We start from the raw sequence: 21,205 nt of genomic DNA, 5'->3' as shown, positions 1-21,205 counted from the left end.
TAGCGTTCCAATGTAGAATGTAAAAACTGTGGGATTAATTAACAGTAATGACAAAAGGTTACATAGATGTATAGATAAGTTGCTGTGCAGCAACCGGGAATCGGACAATAAAATGCAATTTCAGAATTGTGTGAAATCCGCTCTTTTAACTAATTGCGAGTTGCATTTTACCAGTACTAGAGTGTACGGAATTTAAATCTAGCAGCGTTTTTCCTTTCCGGTTCCCGTTTACTTTACCCTGTGCCTGCCGATGCAGGCACAGGAAATGACCAACAGGGAGGTGTTCCGGGAGTTCGTGACCTAGTTGCAGGCAGTAAACCAATCTAACAGTTTAAAAGAGGGGGATGTATTTTTATGGCTTGGGATCCTACAGTATTGAAAGACTGGCAAATCGCAGAAGCGGCAGAGGGGAATATCCCTACTACCGAGCAGTACCAGGAGATGATGGGGCTGCAAAAGGATGAGATAATTCCCTACGGTAGAACTCCGAAGGTTGATTTCCTGAAGGTAATTGACCGTCTGAAGGATAAACCGGACGGCAAATACATTGAAGTAACCGCGATCACTCCCACCCCGTTAGGGGAAGGCAAATCAACCACTTCCATCGGCATTATGGAAGGACTGGGCAAACGCGGTGTCAATGTCGGCGGCGCCCTGCGGCAGCCCTCGGGCGGCCCGACTATGAACGTAAAAGGGACTGCTGCCGGCGGCGGCAACGCCCTCTTGATTCCGATGACCGAATTCTCCCTGGGCCTGACCGGGGACATCAATGACATTATGAACGCCCACAATCTGGCCATGGTAGCCTTAAACGCCCGCATGCAGCATGAGGCCAACTATACCGATGACGAGCTGGCCAAACGCGGTCTGAAAAGGCTGGATATCGATCCGAAAAATATTGAAATGGGCTGGGTTCTGGACTTTGCCGCCCAGGGCCTGCGCAATATCATTATCGGCCTGGGCGGGAAAAAAGACGGCTTTATGATGCACTCCAAGTTCGGGATCGCCGTCGGCTCCGAATTGATGGCCATCCTGGCTGTGGCCAAAGACCTGGCCGACATGCGGGAACGGTTCAAGCATATTGTGGTGGGCTATAACCGGCAGGGTAATCCGGTTACCACCGGCGACCTGGAAGTCGACGGCGCCATGACCGCCTGGATGCGCAATACCATCAACCCGACCCTGTGCGCCACCGTGGAAGGCCAGCCTTGTTTTGTGCATGCCGGCCCGTTTGCCAACATCGCGATTGGTCAGTCCTCGATCATCGCTGACCGCATCGGCCTGAAATGCTTTGATTATCATGTTACCGAATCCGGTTTTGCCGCCGATATCGGTTTTGAAAAATTCTGGAATGTGAAATGCCGCCTGAGCGGTCTGAAGCCGAACGTCTCGATCCTGGTAGCCACCGTCCGCGCCCTGAAGATGCATGGCGGCGGCCCTACCGTAGTGCCAGGGCGGCCGTTGCCTGATGAATACACCAAGGAAAATCTGGGCCTGCTGGAAAAAGGCTGCGAGAATATGGTGCATTTGATCAACATGATCAAGAAGTCCGGCGTCAAACCGGTTGTTTGCATTAACGCCTTCTACACCGATACCCCGGCCGAACATGCCCTGGTCAAGAGAATTGCCGAACAGGCCGGCGCCCGCGCCGCTGTCTCCGAGCATTGGCTGAAGGGCGGCGACGGCGCCCTGGACCTGGCCGACGCGGTTATGGATGCCTGCAAGGAAAAAGTCGATTTCCAATACCTCTATCCGTTGGAAATGCCGCTGCGGCAGCGGGTTGAGCGGATCGCCAAGGAAGTCTACGGCGCCGATGGCGTTGACTGGGCGCCGCTGGCTGAAGAAAAAGCCAAACGGTTTGAGTCTGATCCCAAATATGCCGACTACTGCACAATGATGGTTAAATCTCACCTGTCCCTGTCGCATGAACCAACCTGGAAAGGCGTCCCCAAAGGCTGGCGGCTGCCGATCCGCGACGTGCTGGTTTATGGCGGCGCCAAGTTCCTCTGCCCGATGGCCGGCGCCATCAGCCTGATGCCCGGCACCAGCTCCGACCCTGCCTATCGCCGCATCGATGTTGATGTTAACACCGGCAAGGTCAGTGGCTTATTCTAATATCCATCCTGCTGAAAGCCCCGGTTCCGGGGCTTTCGCTTTGCCCTTATCTGACTCAGGGGGACGGTTCTCTTGAGTCAAAAGACAAGCTATGTTATCATGAAAGGGGGAGATTTTATGCCCAGGCAAGCCCGGCAAAACAGTCAGACCGGTATTTATCACATTATTCTGCGCGGTATTAACAAGCAGGTTATTTTCCACGATAATGAGGATAGGAAAAAATTTCTCGACTGTCTGCGCGTATACGGGACAGGCTGCCAATGCCTGATCTATGGCTATTGCCTGATGGATAACCATATCCATCTGCTGCTGCAAGAAGGCCCCAGCCCCATTGCCGCTTTTATCAAAAAAATAGGTGTCAGTTATGTGGCCTGGTATAACCGCAAGTACCAGCGGTGCGGGCATTTATTTCAGGACCGCTTTAAAAGTGAAGTCATTGAAGACGAATCCTATCTGTTAACCGTATTGCGTTATATTCACCAAAACCCGGTGCAGGCCGGGCTGGCGGCCCGCTGCGAGGACTACGTCTGGAGCAGTTACGCCGAATACACAGGCGGCAGTGCGATTACGGCAACCGCGTTTATCCTGGGCATTTTTGCGCCAGAAGCGGAACAGGCTGTGCCGCGCCTGCAAGCCTTTATGGCGGAGCAGGCAGCCGCTGCCTGTATTGAGATGAATGACACGGCCAGACCCACCGATGCCCAGGCCCGGATTTTGATTCAGGAATGTATCGGCAGCGACAGTTGGGCAGCGCTGCCAGGCATGGACAAGCACAAGCGGAATAAAATTTTACATAAAATAAAGCAATTACCGGGAGTATCGACATGGCAAATCGCGCGGCTAACCGGCATCAGCCAAAGCATTGTTGCGCGGGCCTGACTCAAGAGAACCGTCCCCTTGAGTCACTTGTCGGTCACAAGGATAGATGGAGGAAATTATGTTGGGAAAATGGTTGTCCGGGCTGATGAGTGTGGAAGTGCCGGAGCCCCGTCCAGCCGCCGCCGCGGTCGAGCTTACGGCGGTGCGGAAAACCTTTGTAACCGGGGCCGGTGAGTTCACCGCCTTAAAAGGTGTGGATCTGCAGGTGGCCGGCGGTGAGTTTGTGGCCGTTGTGGGCAAGTCAGGCAGTGGGAAATCGACCCTGATCAATATGATTACAGGTATTGACCGGCCCACCAGCGGGGAGGTATGGGTGGCAGGCACGCCGGTACATACCTTGACGGAAAACCAGATTGCCGTCTGGCGGGGGCGGACCGTCGGGGTAGTGTTCCAGTTTTTTCAGTTGCTGCCAACCCTGACGGTGTTGGAAAATGTTATGCTGCCCATGGATTTCTGCAATATGTATGACCGGCTGGCAAGGCCGCGGCAGGCCCTCGAGCTGCTGGAACTGGTCGGGGTGGCGGAGCAGGCCCATAAGCTGCCGGCCAATTTGTCCGGCGGTCAGCAGCAGCGGGTGGCTATTGCCCGGTCACTGGCCAATGATCCGCCCTTGCTGGTAGCCGACGAACCGACCGGCAACCTGGACAGCAGGACGGCAACGGTGGTTATTGACTTGTTTAAAGAGCTGGCCGCTCAGGGCAAAACAATCCTGATGGTGACCCATGATAATGATCTGGCCGGCCGCAGCGGCCGGATTGTAACGGTTTATGACGGACAAATCCTGGCCGCCGGGGAGGGGAGCCATGCTTAGGTATTTGCTGGTTTCACCCCGGTGGCGTAAAGTTCTGGCTGATTTATGGGGCAATAAGCTGCGGACCCTGCTTGTCGTTCTTTCCATCACAGTCGGCGTTTTTGCGGTGGGGATGGTTTACAGCTCTTATCTGATGTTTGAGCGGGATCTGGCGTTAAGCTGGACGGCGGCGGCGCCGGCCAGCGCCAGTATTTATGCCGATCCCTTTGACGAGGAGCTGGTGGACAGTATCCGCAGTCTCCGCGGCGTCAAAGAAGCCGAGGGGCGGCGCAATGTCGACCTGCGGGTGCATACAGCCGGCGGCGAATGGCGGCAGATGTTTCTGACAGCCATACCTGACTATCAGGAGCAAAAGGTGAATCTTGTTAAAAGCCAGAGCGGGGCCTGGCCGCCCGGTGACGGTGATGTCCTGCTGGAGCGGTCGTCGCTGTCGGAGCTGGGGGTGAAAACCGGCGACACCATTCAGGTGGAAACCGCTGCCGGCCGCAAGCGTATGCTGAAGGTTACCGGCATTGTGTATGATTCCAGTCAAATCCCCAGTCTGTTCAGCGGCCGTTCCTACGGCTACATCAATATGGATACCCTGGAGAAGCTGGATGAGGAGCGCCGCCTGGACCAGGTGAATTTTGTGGTTGAGCCGTGGGTGCTGCAGGGCAAGGATACTGCCCCGATTGAGGCTATCGGCCGCCGGGCCTGGAGCAAGCTGGAGCAGGGGGACACAACGGTGTTCTGGCTGCAGGTAAACAAACCCGGGGAGCATCAGTTGCAGGGGATCATTAATGCCCTGCTGCTGCTGCTAACGGTACTCGGGGTATTGTCCCTGCTGCTCGGCACTTTTTTGTTGATTAATACCGTGTCGGCGATCCTGACGCAGCAGGTGCGGCAGATCGGCATTATGAAAGCGGTTGGCGCCCGACGCAGTCAGCTTTTGCGCATGTATTTGATCCTGGTGGGGGCCTATGGGGTGCTGGCGCTGGCGGTTGCCGCCCCCCTCGGGGCGCTGGCCGCCGGGGTGGTAACCGGATTTATGGCCCAGGTATTCAACTTTGATTCAGGCGGCCTGGAGCTGCCGGCCGGCGTTTTTCTGTTAGAGGCGGCGGCCGCCATTGTCGTTCCCCTCCTGGCGGCTGTCTGGCCGGTCTGGCGCGGTACCGGCATAACCGTACGCGAGGCAGTCAGTGATTACGGTCTGAGCACTGTGGCGGCCAAAAGCCGGCTGGACACGTATATTGACCGTCTGCTGGACAGGCTGAAGCAACTGCCCCGGCCGGTGCTGCTCTCCCTGCGCAATACCTTTCGCCGCAAATGGCGGCTGGCTTTGACTTTATTAACGCTGACGGTGGCGGGAACGGTCTTTATGGCCGTGTTTTCCATCCGGTCTTCCCTGTATTCGACCCTGGATGACGCCCTGGAATATTTCCATTATGATTTATCTGTCGGTTTTACCCAGAATTACCGGGCCTCACGGATTGAACACGAGGTTTTGAAGGTCCCGGGGGTTAAAGCGGCCGAGTCCTGGGGGTTTTCTTCCGGCCGGATACTCCGGGATGAACGCAAGCAGTCGGAGGATGAAGCCAGCCAAAATGTCTTTATTCTGGCGCCACCGGTTGACTCGGTTATGATTCAGCCTCAGATTATTGCCGGGCGCTGGCTGGTGGACGGGGACGAAAGCGCGCTGGTGGTAAATACGGAAACCTTGAAAGACAGTCCGGAGCTGCAGGTGGGCAGTCCGGCGGTCATCAAAGTCGGCACCCGCAAGCTGCGCTTTACCGTGGTCGGTGTGGCCAAAAGCACCTTAACCGGGCCGCTGGTGTATGCTCCCTATCCCTGGTTTACCGGGGCGATCCAGGAGGCGGGCGGCGCCCGGTCTGTCCAGATTGTGGCCCAGTCGGCCGAGCCGGCGGAGCAAAGCAAGCTGGGCCGCCAGCTGGAAGAACACCTGAAAAAGAACAATCTGCGGGTGCAGAATGTTGATGTTACCTGGGAGCAAAAGCAGCGGATCAGGTCGCAGTTTGATATCCTGACGGTTTTTTTACTGCTGATGGCGTTTTTGCTGGCGGTTGTCGGCGCCCTGGGGCTGATGGGGACAATGGGAATCAATGTCCTGGAGCGAACGCGGGAGATCGGGATTATGCGGGCCATCGGCGCTTCCGGTGTGGCTATTGGCAAGGTGTTTGTCGTGGAGGCCTTATGTATTGGCATCCTGAGCTGGCTGTTAGGGGCAGTGCTGGCGCTGCCGGTGGCCGCACTGCTCAGTTATCAGGTCGGCGTGCTGTTTTTGCAGAGCCCGCTGGCATTTTCCTTCAGTTTCCTCGGCGTGGGCATCTGGCTGGCGCTTTCCACCCTGCTGTCGGTACTGGCCAGCTTAATGCCGGCCTGGAATGCCGCCAGGCTGAGTGTACGGGAAGTATTAAGTTATGAATAAGATTACAAAGCAAAGGGAAGCGAGGCGACGAAGCGGATGAAAGCAAAAGGCTGGCTGCCGGTACTGACAGTTGTTATTGTTGCGGCCTTGGCTGTCGGCGGCTGGTGGTTTTATAACAGCCGCCAGGGCGAGAAACAGGAGCTGGCGCCTGTTAAGGCCGATAACCGGGTATTGGCCGAAGGCATTATTTTTCCCGTACGGTATGCGCAGATGGTGATGCCCGTAGACGGCACCGTGGGCGAGGTGCTGGTGCGGGAGGGCGATACGGTTGCCGCCGGTCAGCCGCTCATCCGGCTGGTGCGTCAGGATTATCAGGCCCGGGTTGGCAGTACCGGCGCCGATATCAGCCGGGCGGCCGCCGCGGTGGAGCAGGCGCGAATCAATTTGGCTGATGCGGTCCGCGAGCTGGAGCGGCAGCAGCGGCTGGTAGCGGCCGGCGCCACCTCCAGGCAGCAGCTTGAGCAGGCGAAAACGGCGGCCGACAGAAATCAGGCGGCCCTGGCCCAGGCGCAGGCCGAGTTGAAAACGCAGGAGGCCCGGCTGGTTGAGGCCGAAGGCCTGCTGGATAAAACTGAGCTTAGAGCGCCCATCAGCGGCACGGTAGCCTTCCTGGAGGTCAAGGTCGGCGAACATGCCAGCATCGGTACGGTGTTAGTGCGGATTGCCGATGAAAGCGAATGGGAGATTCGCAGCGACGATTTAACCGAGCTTACGGTGGCCAGGGTCAAGCTCAATGATCCGGTGGCCTTAACGTTTGACGGCATACCGGGTCTGGAGCTGGCGGGAAAAGTGAAGTCCATCAGGCCCTATGGCGAGAAAAAACGGGGCGACATGACCTATACGGTTACCATTGCCCCCGACAGCTGGGACGAGCGGTTGCGCTGGAATATGACAGCCCAGCTTGCCATCACCCCCTCCGGGCTGTAACCTGACTCAAGGGGACGGTTCTCTTGAGTCAAAAAAGTGACGTCAACCGTTGGGGCTGGCTCCGGCCTTTGCCACCATGCACAGCAAATAAAGCAATAACCCCCGGCAGCGCAAGCTGCCGGGGGTTATTGCTCTTTACAGCCTGTCGGTAAAGGCTGTTCATTTTTTGGCCGGCGTATGATAGCCTTTATCACCATAGGGCTGCAAGGTGTCAAGCCATTTCTCCTCTAACTCCGCCACGGCGCTGCGCCAGTCTTCTTTGGCTGTTTTTTCCGGATTAATGCTCTCCAGCACCTCAAAAGTAAAGGCGTCGGGACCGTACAAATTCCAGTCGGCCTGCAGTTCTTTATTACGATGGGACTTCATGTTTAATTGAAAGCGGTTGCTGTTAAAGTTGCCGGGCAGGTCCATGCCGCTAGCGACCAAGAGCCTGCCGGTAACCGTGTTTTTAATCTGATACACACCCATCGGGCGCGGTGTTTCTTTATAGGTCAGTTTGAGTTCCTTGCGTCTGTCCAATGTTGCCAGCTCCTTTGTCTTGTTTTTACGGCAGAACCCAATAAGAACTGCCGTCCTGGGTCCGGTCCAGGAAGCCATATTCGATCAAATAACGGCGCAATAATACATAATCACTGTACAGGGGTTTTAAAATACTATTGACTTCTTTTTCCGTATAGGTTCTGGCCGGTTCGAATTTTTTGATAAGATGCCGTAAAATGGCGACCCGCTTTTTTTCTTTCAGAGGAAAGGCGACAAGCGGGCCATCAAGCCCCCGGGAAAAGCAGGCGGCCAGAATTGCGGCGTTTTCCTGCTCGGTGATGGCAAAGCGGTCATCAATATTTTTGGAATTACGGGGAATGGTGATGAAGGTGTTTTTGGGGGGAAGCTGCTCTGCCAGCAGCTCCATGAGGGCGAGAAACACTTTCGCCTGTTTTTGTTTTTCTCTCAGCGTGAAGCGGTGATTGCGGATGGTTGAGGTGCTGCCGGTGCCGAGGGCTTTGGCCACCTCGTTATCACTCCGGCCTTGATAAAAGAGCTCCAGAATTGTTTTTTGATGGTCTGTAAGACCTGTCAGCTTTTTATCAAGGGTAAGCAGAAAGGCAAAAGCAGAGTAATGGTTTTGTTCAATGTGAATCCGGATATATTTTTTCGCTTCATAGAGCTTGGCGCCATGGGGATAAATAATACCATTGCCGAAGCTTTGCCCGCAGATGAGGCAGGTAAACTCATCACTCGGCTCCTGATAGATATAGCCCTGCTTTATTTCAGCCAGCGAGGCCTGCCAAAATAGCTCAGATAAATCATTCATTATAAACACCTCATTGTATTGTTTGCTGCCTACGTAGATATTATATGCTAATGTCTAAAATAATACAAGGCATTAAACGGAATTGTCTATAATTAACATAGACAATGGACGTTAATGTTTGCAAAAAAACGGATCAGGCGGCTGATGGTTAGCCTGGCCGGCAGGATAAAGCAAGCTTGAGCAGCAGCGAAAAATGACTCAAGAGAACCGTCCCCCTGAGTCACCCGGAGTCATAGACAATGGACGTTAATGTTTGCAAAAAAACGGATCAGGCGGCTGATGGTTAAGCCTGACCGGCAGGATAAAGCAAGCTTGAGCAGCAGCGAAAAATGACTCAAGAGAACCGTCCCCTTGAGTCACCCGGAGACGGAGTTTTTTTCCTTTTTCAAAAGTATTTCTAAAATTCAGGGTTCATAATACAGCTATAGCTTCGGCTAGGGAAATGTAAAATGAGAGGATGGTAAATAGAATGAATAAAAACAGTAAATGGCTGCTGGCCGTAGGGGTGGCGGTTACGATTACCGCCAGCGGTATCGCAATGGCTGCCGTGGGGTCGGCGCCGGCTGATGCCGGCAAGGACAACAGGCCGGCGGCGTTTGAGAAGAGAGAAGGCAAGGCCAAAGCTTTTAAAGAAGATCACAGTAAATTGCTTGCTTTGCTGAAGATGGATGAGCAAACATTCAAAGCCGAAATGAAGGCCGGTAAAACGTTAGTGGCTGTTGCCCAGGCGCAGGGTGTCTCTGCCCAAGAGCTGCAGGCATTCCTGGAAAGCCAGATGACTCAGCGCCTGGAAGCGGGACTGCAGTCGGGGCGGATGACGGCCGAGCAGGCTGAAAAAATGAAAAGCGCCATGCCTGAGCTTGTAACCAAGATGATGAATGGCCAGGGGCCTATGCACCATGGGCCAAGGGCCGGCCATGCCCCGTTTGCCAATGACAAAATGCTGGCCTTCCTGAATATCGATGCCGAGACGCTGCGCAGCGAGCTGAAGGCGGAAAAAACGCTGGTGGCGGTTGCCGGCAAGCACGGCGTTTCTGAGCAGGAGCTGAAGGCCTTCCTGGTTGCCCAGATGACGGAGCGCCTGGATGCCGGTGTGCAGGCCGGCCGGCTTACGGCCGAGCAGGCAGACAAGATGAAAGCCAATATGGACGAGCGCGTGACCAAGATGATGAATGGCCAGGGGCCTATGCACCATGGGCCAAGGGCCGGCCATGCCCCGTTTGCCAATGACAAAATGCTGGCCTTCCTGAATATTGATGCCGAGACGCTGCGCAGCGAGCTGAAGGCGGAAAAAACGCTGGTGGCGGTTGCCGGCAAGCACGGCGTTTCTGAGCAGGAGCTGAAGGCCTTCCTGGTTGCCCAGATGACGGAGCGCCTGGATGCCGGTGTGCAGGCCGGCCGGCTTACGGCCGAGCAGGCAGACAAGATGAAAGCCAATATGGACGAGCGCGTGACCAAGATGATCAATACCGAAGGCCTGATGCACAGAGGTCCCGGACCGCTGCCTAAACAGGCACAGCAGGCTGATTCCTGAGGTTGAACCAACTGATTACAGCTCGGTAACAAAAAAAATAAGCATCTGCCGCGGCAGATGCTTATTTTTTTTTTATCAGGCCGGTGTTTTCAAAAGAAAAACTAAAATTATTGGATTAGAATATAGACATGAGATACCGGAGAATAATTGTTAAGGGAGAGTAAAGATGGAAAAATTGTTCAAGCGGCTGTTAACCAATACCTTAAGTTTTTTTACCACCCTACTTATTATGGCTGCGCCGGTGGCGGCCGTCATCTACGCCTCGGAGCCGGCAACGGCGGTGGAGAGCTTTAGCCTGGCTGAGCCGGAGCCGGCTGCGTACGCCCAGGCTGCAGACCAGGAGCATCCGCTGCTGATCATCTATGAAGGGGATGACTTGCTGCCCCGTACCTTTTCGACGAAATAGCGATGAAAAACCAGGCTGGCCGTTAATTCCGGATGAAATGCTGTTGCTAACATATTGTCTTGTTCGACGGCGACAATTTTATCATCCACAGCCGCCAATATTTTCACAGCGGCACCGGCGCTTACGACATAGGGGGCTCTAATGAATACCAGCGGTACCGGTGTGGCTGACAGGCCGGGGATCAGCAGCTCGGTGGTAAAGCTATGCAGCTGGCTGCCATAGGCATTTCTCTGGACGGTAATGTCCATAAGGCCCAAATGGCAGGTGGTTTGGCCGACAATATGCCTGGCCAGGAGAATCATGCCGGCACAGGTTCCCCATACCGGCAACCCTGCCCGGATTCTGGCAATCATAACCGGCGTCAGCGCAAACTGCTGCAGCAGCCGGCCAATCGCCGTTGACTCACCCCCTGGCAGGATGAGGCCGTCGATGCCGTCCAGATCGGCCGCTTTTTTTACTTCGACTCCCTTTACAGCCGGGAACCGGCGCAGGCAGTCTAGATGTTCCCGTACGGCTCCCTGCAAAGCTAAAACCCCTATTTTCAGCATCGCCGTTTTACCAGCCTCTGGCGGCTAACCGTTCGGAGGGGGCAAGCTTGTCAATTTCGATGCCGACCATGGGCTCGCCTAAGTCGGCGGAGATGCGGGCTAACAACTCGGCATCCTGATAGTGGGTGGTGGCTTCCACGATGGCTTTGGCCCGTTTGGCCGGATCGCCTGATTTAAAGATGCCGGAACCGACAAAAACGCCGTCACAGCCCAGCTGCATCATCAGGGCCGCATCGGCCGGGGTGGCAATGCCGCCGGCGGCAAAATTAACCACAGGCAGTGTGCCGTGTTCCCCTACATACTGAATGAGATCAAAAGGCGCGCCCAGTTCTTTGGCGATGCTCATAAGCTCGGCCGGCGGCGCCGCTTTCACCCGGCGTATGTCGGCCGCTATTGTCCGCATGTGCCTGACTGCCTCGACGACATTGCCGGTGCCGGCTTCGCCTTTGGTACGGATCATGGCTGCTCCTTCGCCAATGCGGCGCAGCGCTTCCCCCAGGTTGCGGGCGCCGCACACAAAAGGGATGCTGAAGTCATGCTTATTGATGTGGTATAAATCATCGGCCGGGGTTAACACTTCGCTTTCGTCAACATAGTCGATGCCAATGGCCTCCAGGATTTGGGCCTCGACAAAATGGCCAATGCGGGCCTTGGCCATGACCGGAATGGTAACGGCTGCTTTAATTTCCCTGATTATTTTGGGGTCGGACATCCGCGATACACCGCCTTCCCGGCGGATATCGGCAGGCACCCTCTCCAAAGCCATAACGGCAACAGCGCCGGCGGCCTCCGCAATTTTGGCCTGCTCAGAATTGGTGACGTCCATAATGACGCCACCTTTTAACATTTGGGCCAGGTTTTTGTTGAGTTCGTAACGGTCTGACATCTTTTTGTCCTCCTCTTTGCGTAAATGAATCGTATTTGCTAAAATGATTGTACCGATACAATTTTATTGTGCCGGTACTAAATTTTTGTAATTATAACAAGGGGAGAAGAAGAACTCAATATGAGCGGGGATTTTTTTGATTTTGTATCGATACAATTGCGTAAAAAAGATAAGCAGCCTTTGTATGTGCAATTATATGAGCAGCTGCGGGAGCTTATTGTGAACGGTCAGTTAAGCGCCGGCTATTTACTGCCGCCTGTGCGCAAGCTGGCTGCCTGGCTGGAGATTAATCCCGGTACGGTGGCGGGGGCCTACAAGTTGCTGGAGCAAAACGGCTATGTGTTTTCCCGGGCCGGCAGCGGCAGCTATGTAGCGGAGCTAACCAGCCGGCCTGATGAGGAAAGCCCGGCCGGCGCGGCTGAGGCTGAGGTTGTGACCACCAGGCCGGTGCCGGCCGGAGGGATTGATTTTGCCACCGTGATGCCGCCGCCTGATTTATTGCCTGTTGATGATTTTAAGAATATCCTGATTGAAGTGCTGGACAGGGATAAGGGCAATGCTTTCAGCTATCAGGACAGTCAGGGCTTTCCGCCGTTGCGCGGCGCTGTCTCCTTATACTTAAAGGCGCAGGGGATCAGGGCGCAGGCGGATAATGTGCAGATTATTTCGGGCGCCCAGCAGGGAATCGATATTGTGGCTAAGGCCCTGCTGAATTTCGGCGATTATGTGTTTACTGAAAACCCTACCTATCCGGGAGCCATTGCCGCCTTTCGCTCCCGGGGGGCAAAAATTATCGGCATCAACATGGCCAGCGACGGCATCGACATTCAGGATATGGAGGCGAAAATAAAGTGTTACCGGCCCAAGCTGCTGTATGTAATGGCCAATATCCAAAACCCCACCGGTTATTCCTACTCTGTGAGCAAAAGAAACCGGCTTATCGGCCTGGCCAGAAGGTATAACGCCGTAATTCTGGAGGATGATTACATCAGCGAGCTTGATTTTTCGGAGCTGCCGCTGGCGCCATTAAAGGCGCTGGACCGGGACCACCGGGTCATATATCTGAAAAGCTTTTCTAAAATTTTTATGCCGGGGCTGAGGCTGGCATTTTTGCTGATGCCGCCACCCCTGGTCGCGCCGATTCTAACCGTGAAGCACCACTCCGATATCTCCACCGCCGGCTTAACGCAGCGGGCCTTTGATTTATACCTGCGCAAGGGAATCTGGCAAACCCATATTGCAGCGGTGCAGCGTATTTACCGGGAGCGGTTTCAGGCCACGCTGGCGGCGGTTGAGCAGTTTTTACCGGCGGTTCAGTGCCACCGCCCCCGGGGCGGCTTGACCTGCTGGCTGGAGCTGCCGGAAACCGTTTCCGCCCAGGCCCTGGTCCGGGAGGCCGAACGGCAGGGTATCCTCTTAACACCCGGTACGGCTTTTTTTCCCCGGCCTGCTCCGGACCGGTTTATCCGGCTGAGCTTTGCCGCCCCCGGTTCGGCCGAAATCCGGCAGGGTCTGGCAGTGCTGGGAACCATCCTGGCGCGGCTGGCCGCTGCCGGGCAGGGCGAAGCGCCGCGCCCCGAATTATCTTGCTAAAAAACGGCATTAGACGTATAATCAATAATGATTATTCATACATATTACATGATACGGGTACTACAGGGAGAGGTTTTTTATGTTAAAGCTGGGAATCGTGAATCGCACCATTGCCGGTTACCTGGCAATATTAGCCGGTGTCATACTTTTGGCCGGCTACTCGCTTTATGGTTTGACCAACATCATCAGCAATCAGGCGGTTGTTGATCTGTCTAAAGACCGGGCCGTGCTGCAGCTGCAGGCCGCCTATCATTTTGCCAATGCCGCCGGTCAGTACCGGGCTTACGCGCTTTATAATGATGCCAGTCAGGTTGACCAGTATAAAAAGAGCATTGACACTGCCCGGGGGTTACTGCAAAAGAATGTGGCGATTGCCCGGCCGGAAAAACGCCAGGAGATCGAAGCGATTATCCGCTTGATTGATGAGTATGATGACGGCCTGAAAGCGGTGTTCAGCGGCCAGCGCAAGCCCCAGGAGGTACATGCCGCCCTGGTGCCTGTGGCCGTCCGGATCCATGCGGAATTGCAGGCTTTGTCCGCGGATAATACGGCGGTTTTGCATCAGGCCAGCCAGCTGTCGGTCAGTGAGGCCGGGGCTGTGCGTTCGACGGCGGTTGCAGTCAGCGGGTTCGTGCTCCTGATCAGCGGTGTGTGTGTTGTTATGGCGCTGCGCCTGCGCCGGCCTTTCCGGGAGGTTGTCGACAAGGCGCGCCTCTACGCTGGCGGCGACTTCACCCAGCCGATACGCCATGCCGCCGATGATGAGCTGGGCGCTATAGCCGCTACACTGAATACTATGGTGCACAACATAAAGGAAATTATCCGTAATGTAATGACAAATGCCGAGCTGGTGGCGGCCAGCAGTCAGGAGCTAACAGCCAGCGCGGAGCAGACCGCGAGAGCCACCGAGCAGGTGGCAGGCAGTATTGCGCAGGTGGCACAGGGGGCTGATAGCCAGCTCCATAGTGTGGACGCCGCCATTGCGGTTGTTGAAAAGATCTCGGCCGGCATTAGGCAGGCTGCCGCCAACGCCAACGCAGTTGCCGGCATGGCCAGCAAAACAGCCGCTGCCGCCCAGGCCGGCAACAACGCGGTCCGCTCGGCGGTCAGCAAAATGACGGATATTGAAAGTACGGTTACCCACTCGGCCGCTGTTGTCAGCGAGCTGGGCGCGCGCTCCCAGGCAATCGGGCAGATTGTTAACACCATTGCCGGGATTGCCGGCCAAACCAATCTGCTGGCCCTTAATGCCGCTATTGAAGCGGCCCGGGCCGGCGAGCAGGGGCGTGGCTTCGCTGTTGTCGCCGATGAGGTGCGTAAACTGGCCGAGCAATCCCAGGCAGCCGCCAAACAAATCGCGGCCCTCATCGGCACCATTCAGGCCGATACCGACAAGGCTGTCGCCGCTATGAGCGCCGGGACCCGCGAGGTGAAAGAAGGGACCGCTGTCGTTAACTCAGCCGGCCTGGCCTTTAGCGAGATTGTCAGCCTGATTGACGAAGTCTCCGGTCAGGTGGGCGAGGTTTCGCTGGCGGTTCAGCAGATGGCTGCCGGCAGCCAGCAGATTGTAGCCACGGTGCGGGAAATTGACGGCATCAGCCGTGATGCGGCGGCCGAGACCCAGAGTGTTTCGGCCGCCACTGAGCAGCAATCGGCTTCTATGCAGGAGATTGCCTCCGCCAGTGAGGCCCTGGCAGCCCTGGCCCAGGAATTTCAGCAGGTGGTTAACCGGTTTAAGATATAGTAGCAGCGCTTTAAGTAAAAACGCCCTGACAAAAGACATCTGGCAGGGCGTTTTCGGTTGTGTACCGGGGAAATGGCGCTGCGGCGCCTGGCCGGGGATGTTTTATAAAAACAGAAAGGCCGCCGGTGCAGCCCCAGAAGCTGGCGGAGTTACCTGAAGATGAATTATGTCGCTATTGATTTTGAGACCGCCAACAGCAGCCGGGCCAGTGCGTGCAGCCTGGCGGCGATTACGGTAGAGAACGGCGTCATTGTCCGCACAGCCTATGCGCTTATCCGGCCGCCTGTGCTGCAGTTCAATTACTGGAATACGAAGGTGCACGGCTTAACCGCGGCCGACGTGAAGGATAAACCCACCTTTGCCCAATTGTGGGACAGAATCAGGCCGCACCTGGAGAACAAAATCGTAATTGCTCATAATGCCGCCTTTGATATCAGCGTGCTGCGGGGGATGCTTGATGAATACGGGCTTCCCTATCCGGCGTTTCGCTATGCCTGCACGGTCGATATTGCCAGAAGGGTCTGGTCAGATCTCGAAAATTATAAGTTATCCACCTTAGCCAGGCGTTTTGCCATTGCGTTTGCCCATCACAACGCCCTGCACGATGCCCGGGTCTGCGCCCTGATTGCCCTGCAGGCCAGAGCCGAGGCCCGGGCCTGCAGTTTTATGCAGTTAACCGATATGTTGCAGATAAAATTACGGGATTTCAAATCCCCAGGCAGGTGAGTCGATGCGAAGATTACCCTTGGTTGTACAAGTTTCCTGTGTGCTTGTTGTCCTGTTGCTTAGTCTGGCCGCCTGGCTGCCGGCTGCTGGCCAGGCTGCGCCCACTGCCCGGCCTGATCATATTACGCTGACCTGGACCGGCGATCCGGCAACCACCCAGACGATTACCTGGCGGACAGAAGTGGCCACGGTGGGCGGTCAGGTGGAATATGCGGCAGCGGCTGGTTTTACTGCGTTTCCTGCCGGCGCCAGGGCGGCGGCAGGTATTGAGCTGCTGCGGACCAATACCGGCGATATGGCCATCCATTCGGTGACCCTGACCGGTCTTACCCCCGGCACCCGTTATCTGTACCGGGTGGGGACCCCGGAGCACTGGAGCGAGCCTCAGGCCTTTACCACCGCCGGCACCCAGGCTGGGGGCTTTAAGTTTCTGGTGTTCGGTGATTCGCAGAGCATTCATTACGGTGTTTGGCAAACAACGCTAAGGCAGGCCTTTCAGGCTAACCGGGATGCTGTCTTCTTTACCAATGTGGGCGACCTGGTGGATGTGGGCCAGGATTATACCCACTGGGACGGCTGGTTTAGTGCGGCCCGGGGGATTATCGATACCATTCCGGCCATGCCTGTGGCCGGTAATCATGAGTCTTATACACCGGAGCGGCAGTTCTCGAAACCGGTTTTTTTCACGGCCCAGTTCAAGCTGCCCCAGAATGGCCCGGAGGGGCTTAAGGGCCAGGCCTATTCATTTGATTATGGCGATGTCCATTTTATTATGCTTGACAGTCAGATTGGCGAACAGCGCCAGTTTGAGCCTGATATGCTGGACAAGCAGAGCCGCTGGCTCCGGCAGGACTTACTGGCGACTGCCAGCAAATGGAAGATTGTCTTTATGCACCGGCCGCTGTACAACAATAAGCCCCAGCCGGAAGATCCCCGTCTCCGGCAGGTATTTGGGCCTATTTTTGACCAGTATCATGTTGACCTGGTTTTTACCGGCCATGATCACGTCTATGCCCGTACTTATCCGCTGTATGGCGGGACCGCAGCCGGCAGTCCGGCCGGGGGCACGATTTACGTGGCCAGCGGCCGCAGCGGGACCAAAACCTATCGGAATACGGCTGCGAAAGAGTGGAACCAGTTTTTTCATAATCCGGTGGCGGCAGCAACCTATATTACCGTGGAGACCGGCGCCGCTTGGCTGCGCGTCAAGGCGTTCAGCCAAAGCGGCCTGTTGATTGACGCCTGGGAAATTAACAAATAGACGGCCTTTGGCTGGAAGCCGGATGCAGGCGCCGGCAATAATCAATAAAAAAACATCCTGGAAAAAAAATCCAGGATGTTTTTGCCATAAGCATTACTTGGCATTAAACATTTCATCTAAGAAATTAGTTGCTTGTTCATGAGGAATGTCTTTGACCAGTACGACCTCGCTGATAAGAATCTGACGGACATTATCGAGCATGTTCTTGTCAGCCATGCCTAGCTTCCGCTTGTTTTTGATACGCAGTAAATCACGTATGACTGCAATTTCCTCATAGATGTCGCCTGTCTTCATTTTGGACATGTTTACGCGCTGTCGCTGTGTGTCATTCATGATTAACTCAGTTTCTCCATGGTTGTGGAAGGTACTCAGAACGTCATCAAGTTTATCCGGATCGACAACCGGGCGCATACCGAGCTTCTCGGTCTTATCAAAAGGGAGCATTACCTGCATGTTTCTATGAGGTATATTTACGACATAATAGAGCTGTTTCTCCCCAAACATTTCCTTTTCCTCGATGCTCTCGATAATACCCCCGCCATGCATCGGGTAGAAAATTTTATCGCCAACTTGAAACATGAAGTCACCCCCTAGTAACGATGTTTTTAATTATAACATATTTTTGGATAAATATCAACCTTAAAAACAATAATTATATCATTGGTGTTTCGGCCCGTCAATACGGTAATTTATAATCCTGTCGCTTTGAGCCTGAATTTCTTCGGCCGCATAGTAAAAAAATGGACAAATTATGCTGAAAAGGTAGTATCAGAGATTACAATTGGCAAAATCCTTTTTTCCGGTCAGGCCTATTTCCGGTAAGAGTAACGGCTTAGGCCTGACAGGGAATTTTTTTCTGTAATGCAAGCCGCTGGTTCTTAGTGTGTGCCGGTAAGCATTATGGTATACTGCTTTGGCGGGGCATTGCCGAAAAAAGTTGGACAATCCGGGAGGGATCAGGGCTGGGAACCGCCAGCGACAGGGGAAGACTGGAAGGAGCCTGTCATAGAGTCGATAAAAGCCCGGGCGGCATTGGGCAAATATCTGTTTTATTCCAGGCTAATAAAAAATTAGGCAAAGAAAAATTACCGGGCACCATAGAAATGCGAGGAGCAGATTAACTGGCATGAGGACCTTACCCCTGGCCGCGGGGCAGCGGCCTGCGCATATTTTTTCACAGCGTGGGCAGCTATAATTAATATAATAAAATATTATAAATTGTTAGAAAACTATGCAGGATTTTGACAGATAATGTAGAATAAAAACTTGTGTAGACAAGTATTCGACTAGGCGAAAGCGGCATGCCGCTTTCCGGCATGGAAGGAGGGCGAGTTTAAGAAAACCTGCGCAGGTTAGAAAAGGAGGTTAATATGGAGACACCGATGAAAAAGGACGAGTCTAGTCAGTACCGCTGGGTAGTATTGTTATTAATGTTTTTATGCTTCTTGTTTACTTTTGTAACCCGTTTTGCGTGGCCGCCCCTGATACCGGTGATTGTGCCCGCACTGGGCATGAAAATGACTCAGGCCGGGGCCTTTATGAGTGCCTTCTACTTTGGCTATGTGGTGACGCAAATCCCGGCCGGCGTGTTGGCCGACCGCTTTGGTGTCCGTTTGATCCTGGCGGTGAGTTTGATTCTGGAAGGTATTTCCACCTTCGGCATGGGTTATATGCAGGGCTATGATACCGGCTTCTGGCTGCGGGCGGTGACCGGCCTGGGGGCTGGCGCCGTATTTGCGGCATGCTCGCGCGCTCTGATGGAATGGTTTCCGGCGAAAGAACGGGGGATTGCATTTGGGATTATGCTGGCCGCTCCGTCAGGCGGTATCGTGTTATCCAATTATATTGTACCGGCTTTGAACCAGGCCTTTGGCTGGCAGGGGGCTTTTAAGTTTATCGGTATTGCCACCGTATTGCTGGGGATCGCTATTTATTTCATGGTGCGGACGACCGATGAGCCCAAGGGTGAAAAAAGTATGCTTGGTGGATTTAAAGTGGTATTCAGCAACCGCGATATTCTGCTGACCGCTTCCGCCGGCTTTTGCCTGATGTGGGTCGAACTGGGAACTGCCACCTGGGCCAATGCCTATATCAAGAAATTAGGTTTTTCGCTGGCTGACGCCGGTCTGGTCATGATTCTTTATGGCATCGGCGGCGTAATTGCGCCGATGGTATCAGGGTATCTTTCCGACCGGCTGGGCAATCGCAAAAAGCTGCTGATTCTGTCTTATGTGGCGATTATTCCTTTGACGGTGTATTTTGGTTACCAGACCACCTTAAGTATGCTGTGTGCGGTGGGGTTTGCCTTTGGCTTTTGCTCCTATATGGCCAACCCGCAGCTGACCATATTAATCTCGGAATTTGCCGGTAAAGAGTGGGCGGCGACCGCCAATGGCATTTCTAACTTTATATTCCAGCTGGCATCGATGATCGGCCCTGTGATTCTGGGTTTCTCCATTGATGCTACCGGCAGTTTTAACACTGTCTGGTGGATGATGGCGGCAGGACCGCTTGTCGGCATATTCCTGCTGCTGCCTGTAGGGCGTAAAAGCCAGACTGCCGCTGTCAGCTGATAAATTAACATGAAGAGAGGTATGGTCAATGTCTCTGGAAATGCAAAAGTTATATGATGAGCGATTAGGAAGATATCAGGCTACGATTGCGCTGGAGCCAACCGACAGGATTCCTATTGCCTCCGGTTCCTGCTATCTGGCCGAGGTATATTCCGGCGCCACCAATCAGGAGATTATCTATGATCCTGATAAATGGCTGCAGGCGGAGATGGCCTTCATTACAGACTTTCCGGAGATTGACGCCTTACGGGACAATCGCGTCTGGGCGCCTATGTATGATGCGGTCGGCTGCAAAACCTACAAGCTGCCGGGGCGGGACCTGCCTCCCAATCAGCAATTCCAGTTCCTTGAGGAAGAATATATGCAGGCCGACGAGTATGAGCTGCTTATTGAAAACCCCGGCTTGTTTATGCTGGAAAAATTTCTGCCCCGTGTCCTGGGCGAATACGGCCGGCCTGATGTAACCCGTTCCCACATGGCCTTTCTGAAAGCCGGTATGGCGCAGATGATGATGATTAACATCCTGCGCAACCGGGCGGCGCAATTGCAGACCCTGTGCGGCATGCCGCAGCCTACCATGGGGCTTTTTATCGCTCCGTTTGATGTGCTGGGGGACGTGCTGCGCGGCTTGCGGGGCGCGTTGATGGATACCTACCGCCGGCCCAAGCTGGTGATGGAAGCCTGCGAGGTGCTGGTCGACGTCATGGTGCGGTTTGCCCTGTCCACGGCCGACCCGCTGCGGCGCTACCCGATTTTTGTGCCGACCCACAAAGCCTGTTTTATGTCGCCGAAGCAGTTCGATACCTTCTATTGGCCCTCCTTTAAGCAGGTGCTGGAAAAACTAATTGCCGCCGGATATACTGTGCGGGCTTATCTGGAAGGGGACTGGAAGCAACACTGGCACCATTTTAATGAACTGCCTAAAGGCAAGGTGCTCTGCGATATTGACACCCAGGGCGACATCTTTAAGGCGAAAGCCGATTTTGGCCGGCAGCAGGCTATTGCGGGCGGGATTCCCGATTCCACCTTTATTCTGGGCACACCGGCCGAGGTGGCCGAGCGGGTGCAGCATTTGTGCGAGACGGTGGGCAAAGGCGGCGGCTTTATCATCAACGGCGGCTGCAATATCCCCTATGACACCAAGCCGGAAAACTTCCGGGCCATGATTGATACGATTATGAAATACGGCTGGTATGACAAAAGCCTCAAACCGGCGCCGAAACCGCCGGCGGCAGCTGCGTTTGCCCCTGACGCTATCGCCAGGCAGCACCGGATCACCCCTTGGGCGACAAGGGCCAGGGAGCTTGGCGGTGTACGGGGGAATGAGGCTTTGATTCAGCAGCCATGGGATGATTTAGAGGCGATGGCCTTTAACTGGCTGTGGCTATGGACGATGTAATTCGCGTAATACCTGCCTGAGATTAGAGAAAGAGTTAGAAATAGGGCTGTTATTTATGGAGGAGGAGTA

Annotated in this window: 18 protein-coding genes; 13 read left to right on the top strand and 5 right to left on the bottom strand. The window is 54.6% G+C overall.

Going from position 1 to position 21,205, the window contains the following annotated elements:
- The first annotated feature begins 354 nt into the window (after positions 1-354).
- The 5 genes from ACZ481_RS22335 (at position 355) to ACZ481_RS22315 (ending at position 7,157) form a co-directional block, all read left to right on the top strand.
- A complete protein-coding gene (locus ACZ481_RS22335; protein WP_464767538.1) occupies positions 355-2,115 on the top strand; it encodes a formate--tetrahydrofolate ligase in 1,761 nt (586 codons plus the stop codon).
- A 72-nt stretch (positions 2,116-2,187) separates the two neighbouring features.
- Positions 2,188-2,994, top strand: a complete 807-nt coding sequence (locus ACZ481_RS22330; protein WP_464767537.1) for a transposase — start codon at positions 2,188-2,190, stop codon at positions 2,992-2,994.
- 58 nt (positions 2,995-3,052) lie between these two features.
- Positions 3,053-3,805, top strand: a complete 753-nt coding sequence (locus tag ACZ481_RS22325; RefSeq protein WP_464767536.1) for an ABC transporter ATP-binding protein — start codon at positions 3,053-3,055, stop codon at positions 3,803-3,805.
- A complete protein-coding gene (locus ACZ481_RS22320) occupies positions 3,798-6,230 on the top strand; it encodes an ABC transporter permease (protein WP_464767535.1) in 2,433 nt (810 codons plus the stop codon). The genes ACZ481_RS22325 and ACZ481_RS22320 overlap by 8 nt, the downstream gene beginning before the upstream one ends.
- Before the next feature lie 36 nt (positions 6,231-6,266).
- Positions 6,267-7,157 carry an HlyD family secretion protein gene (locus ACZ481_RS22315; protein ID WP_464767534.1) on the top strand — a complete coding sequence of 297 codons (891 nt, stop codon included), beginning with the start codon at positions 6,267-6,269 and terminating at the stop codon, positions 7,155-7,157.
- Positions 7,158-7,316: 159 nt separating this feature from the next.
- On the opposite strand, the gene ACZ481_RS22310 is transcribed toward ACZ481_RS22315, so the two are convergent.
- Both ACZ481_RS22310 and ACZ481_RS22305 read right to left on the bottom strand, forming a co-directional pair.
- Positions 7,317-7,676 carry a GIY-YIG nuclease family protein gene (locus ACZ481_RS22310; RefSeq protein WP_464767533.1) on the bottom strand — a complete coding sequence of 120 codons (360 nt, stop codon included), beginning with the start codon at positions 7,674-7,676 and terminating at the stop codon, positions 7,317-7,319.
- A 25-nt stretch (positions 7,677-7,701) separates the two neighbouring features.
- Positions 7,702-8,466 (bottom strand): DUF2087 domain-containing protein, encoded by a 765-nt coding sequence (locus ACZ481_RS22305; RefSeq protein ID WP_464767532.1) that lies wholly within the window; start codon positions 8,464-8,466, stop codon positions 7,702-7,704.
- Positions 8,467-8,935: 469 nt separating this feature from the next.
- On the opposite strand from ACZ481_RS22305, the gene ACZ481_RS22300 reads away from it, so the two are divergent.
- Together ACZ481_RS22300 and ACZ481_RS22295 are read left to right on the top strand one after the other, a co-directional pair.
- Positions 8,936-10,000 (top strand): DUF2680 domain-containing protein, encoded by a 1,065-nt coding sequence (locus ACZ481_RS22300; RefSeq protein WP_464767531.1) that lies wholly within the window; start codon positions 8,936-8,938, stop codon positions 9,998-10,000.
- Between the two features lie 166 nt (positions 10,001-10,166).
- Positions 10,167-10,406 (top strand): hypothetical protein, encoded by a 240-nt coding sequence (locus ACZ481_RS22295; RefSeq protein WP_464767530.1) that lies wholly within the window; start codon positions 10,167-10,169, stop codon positions 10,404-10,406.
- Here the strand turns inward: ACZ481_RS22295 and pdxT are convergent.
- Both pdxT and pdxS read right to left on the bottom strand, forming a co-directional pair.
- Positions 10,361-10,954, bottom strand: coding sequence for a pyridoxal 5'-phosphate synthase glutaminase subunit PdxT (gene pdxT, locus ACZ481_RS22290; protein ID WP_464767529.1), 594 nt, complete (start codon positions 10,952-10,954; stop codon positions 10,361-10,363). The genes ACZ481_RS22295 and pdxT overlap by 46 nt on opposite strands.
- A 7-nt stretch (positions 10,955-10,961) precedes the next feature.
- The gene (gene pdxS / locus ACZ481_RS22285) at positions 10,962-11,840 is read right to left on the bottom strand and encodes a pyridoxal 5'-phosphate synthase lyase subunit PdxS (RefSeq protein ID WP_464767528.1); all 879 of its coding nucleotides are present in this window, start codon (positions 11,838-11,840) and stop codon (positions 10,962-10,964) included.
- Between the two features lie 120 nt (positions 11,841-11,960).
- On the opposite strand from pdxS, the gene pdxR reads away from it, so the two are divergent.
- From pdxR to ACZ481_RS22265, 4 genes are all read left to right on the top strand, one after another.
- Entirely contained in the window at positions 11,961-13,433 is a 1,473-nt protein-coding gene (gene pdxR / locus ACZ481_RS22280; protein ID WP_464767527.1) for a MocR-like pyridoxine biosynthesis transcription factor PdxR, read from the top strand.
- 79 nt (positions 13,434-13,512) lie between these two features.
- A complete protein-coding gene (locus ACZ481_RS22275) occupies positions 13,513-15,177 on the top strand; it encodes a methyl-accepting chemotaxis protein (RefSeq protein ID WP_464767526.1) in 1,665 nt (554 codons plus the stop codon).
- A 159-nt stretch (positions 15,178-15,336) separates the two neighbouring features.
- The gene (locus ACZ481_RS22270; RefSeq protein ID WP_464767525.1) at positions 15,337-15,903 is read left to right on the top strand and encodes a 3'-5' exonuclease; all 567 of its coding nucleotides are present in this window, start codon (positions 15,337-15,339) and stop codon (positions 15,901-15,903) included.
- Between the two features lie 4 nt (positions 15,904-15,907).
- Positions 15,908-17,164 carry a purple acid phosphatase family protein gene (locus ACZ481_RS22265; protein ID WP_464767524.1) on the top strand — a complete coding sequence of 419 codons (1,257 nt, stop codon included), beginning with the start codon at positions 15,908-15,910 and terminating at the stop codon, positions 17,162-17,164.
- 93 nt (positions 17,165-17,257) lie between these two features.
- Here the strand turns inward: ACZ481_RS22265 and ACZ481_RS22260 are convergent, their stop codons facing one another.
- Positions 17,258-17,743 carry a CarD family transcriptional regulator gene (locus tag ACZ481_RS22260; RefSeq protein WP_464767523.1) on the bottom strand — a complete coding sequence of 162 codons (486 nt, stop codon included), beginning with the start codon at positions 17,741-17,743 and terminating at the stop codon, positions 17,258-17,260.
- A 791-nt stretch (positions 17,744-18,534) separates the two neighbouring features.
- Between ACZ481_RS22260 and ACZ481_RS22255 the strand changes: the two genes are divergently transcribed.
- The gene (locus ACZ481_RS22255; RefSeq protein ID WP_464767522.1) at positions 18,535-19,737 is read left to right on the top strand and encodes an MFS transporter; all 1,203 of its coding nucleotides are present in this window, start codon (positions 18,535-18,537) and stop codon (positions 19,735-19,737) included.
- A gap of 28 nt (positions 19,738-19,765) precedes the next feature.
- Positions 19,766-21,136, top strand: coding sequence for a uroporphyrinogen decarboxylase family protein (locus tag ACZ481_RS22250; RefSeq protein ID WP_464767521.1), 1,371 nt, complete (start codon positions 19,766-19,768; stop codon positions 21,134-21,136).
- Positions 21,137-21,205: the final 69 nt, after the last annotated feature.

Source organism: Sporomusa intestinalis (genome assembly GCF_055383785.1).
Note: the sequence above shows the minus strand (reverse complement) of the source record. Positions and strands in the feature narration are given on the sequence as shown.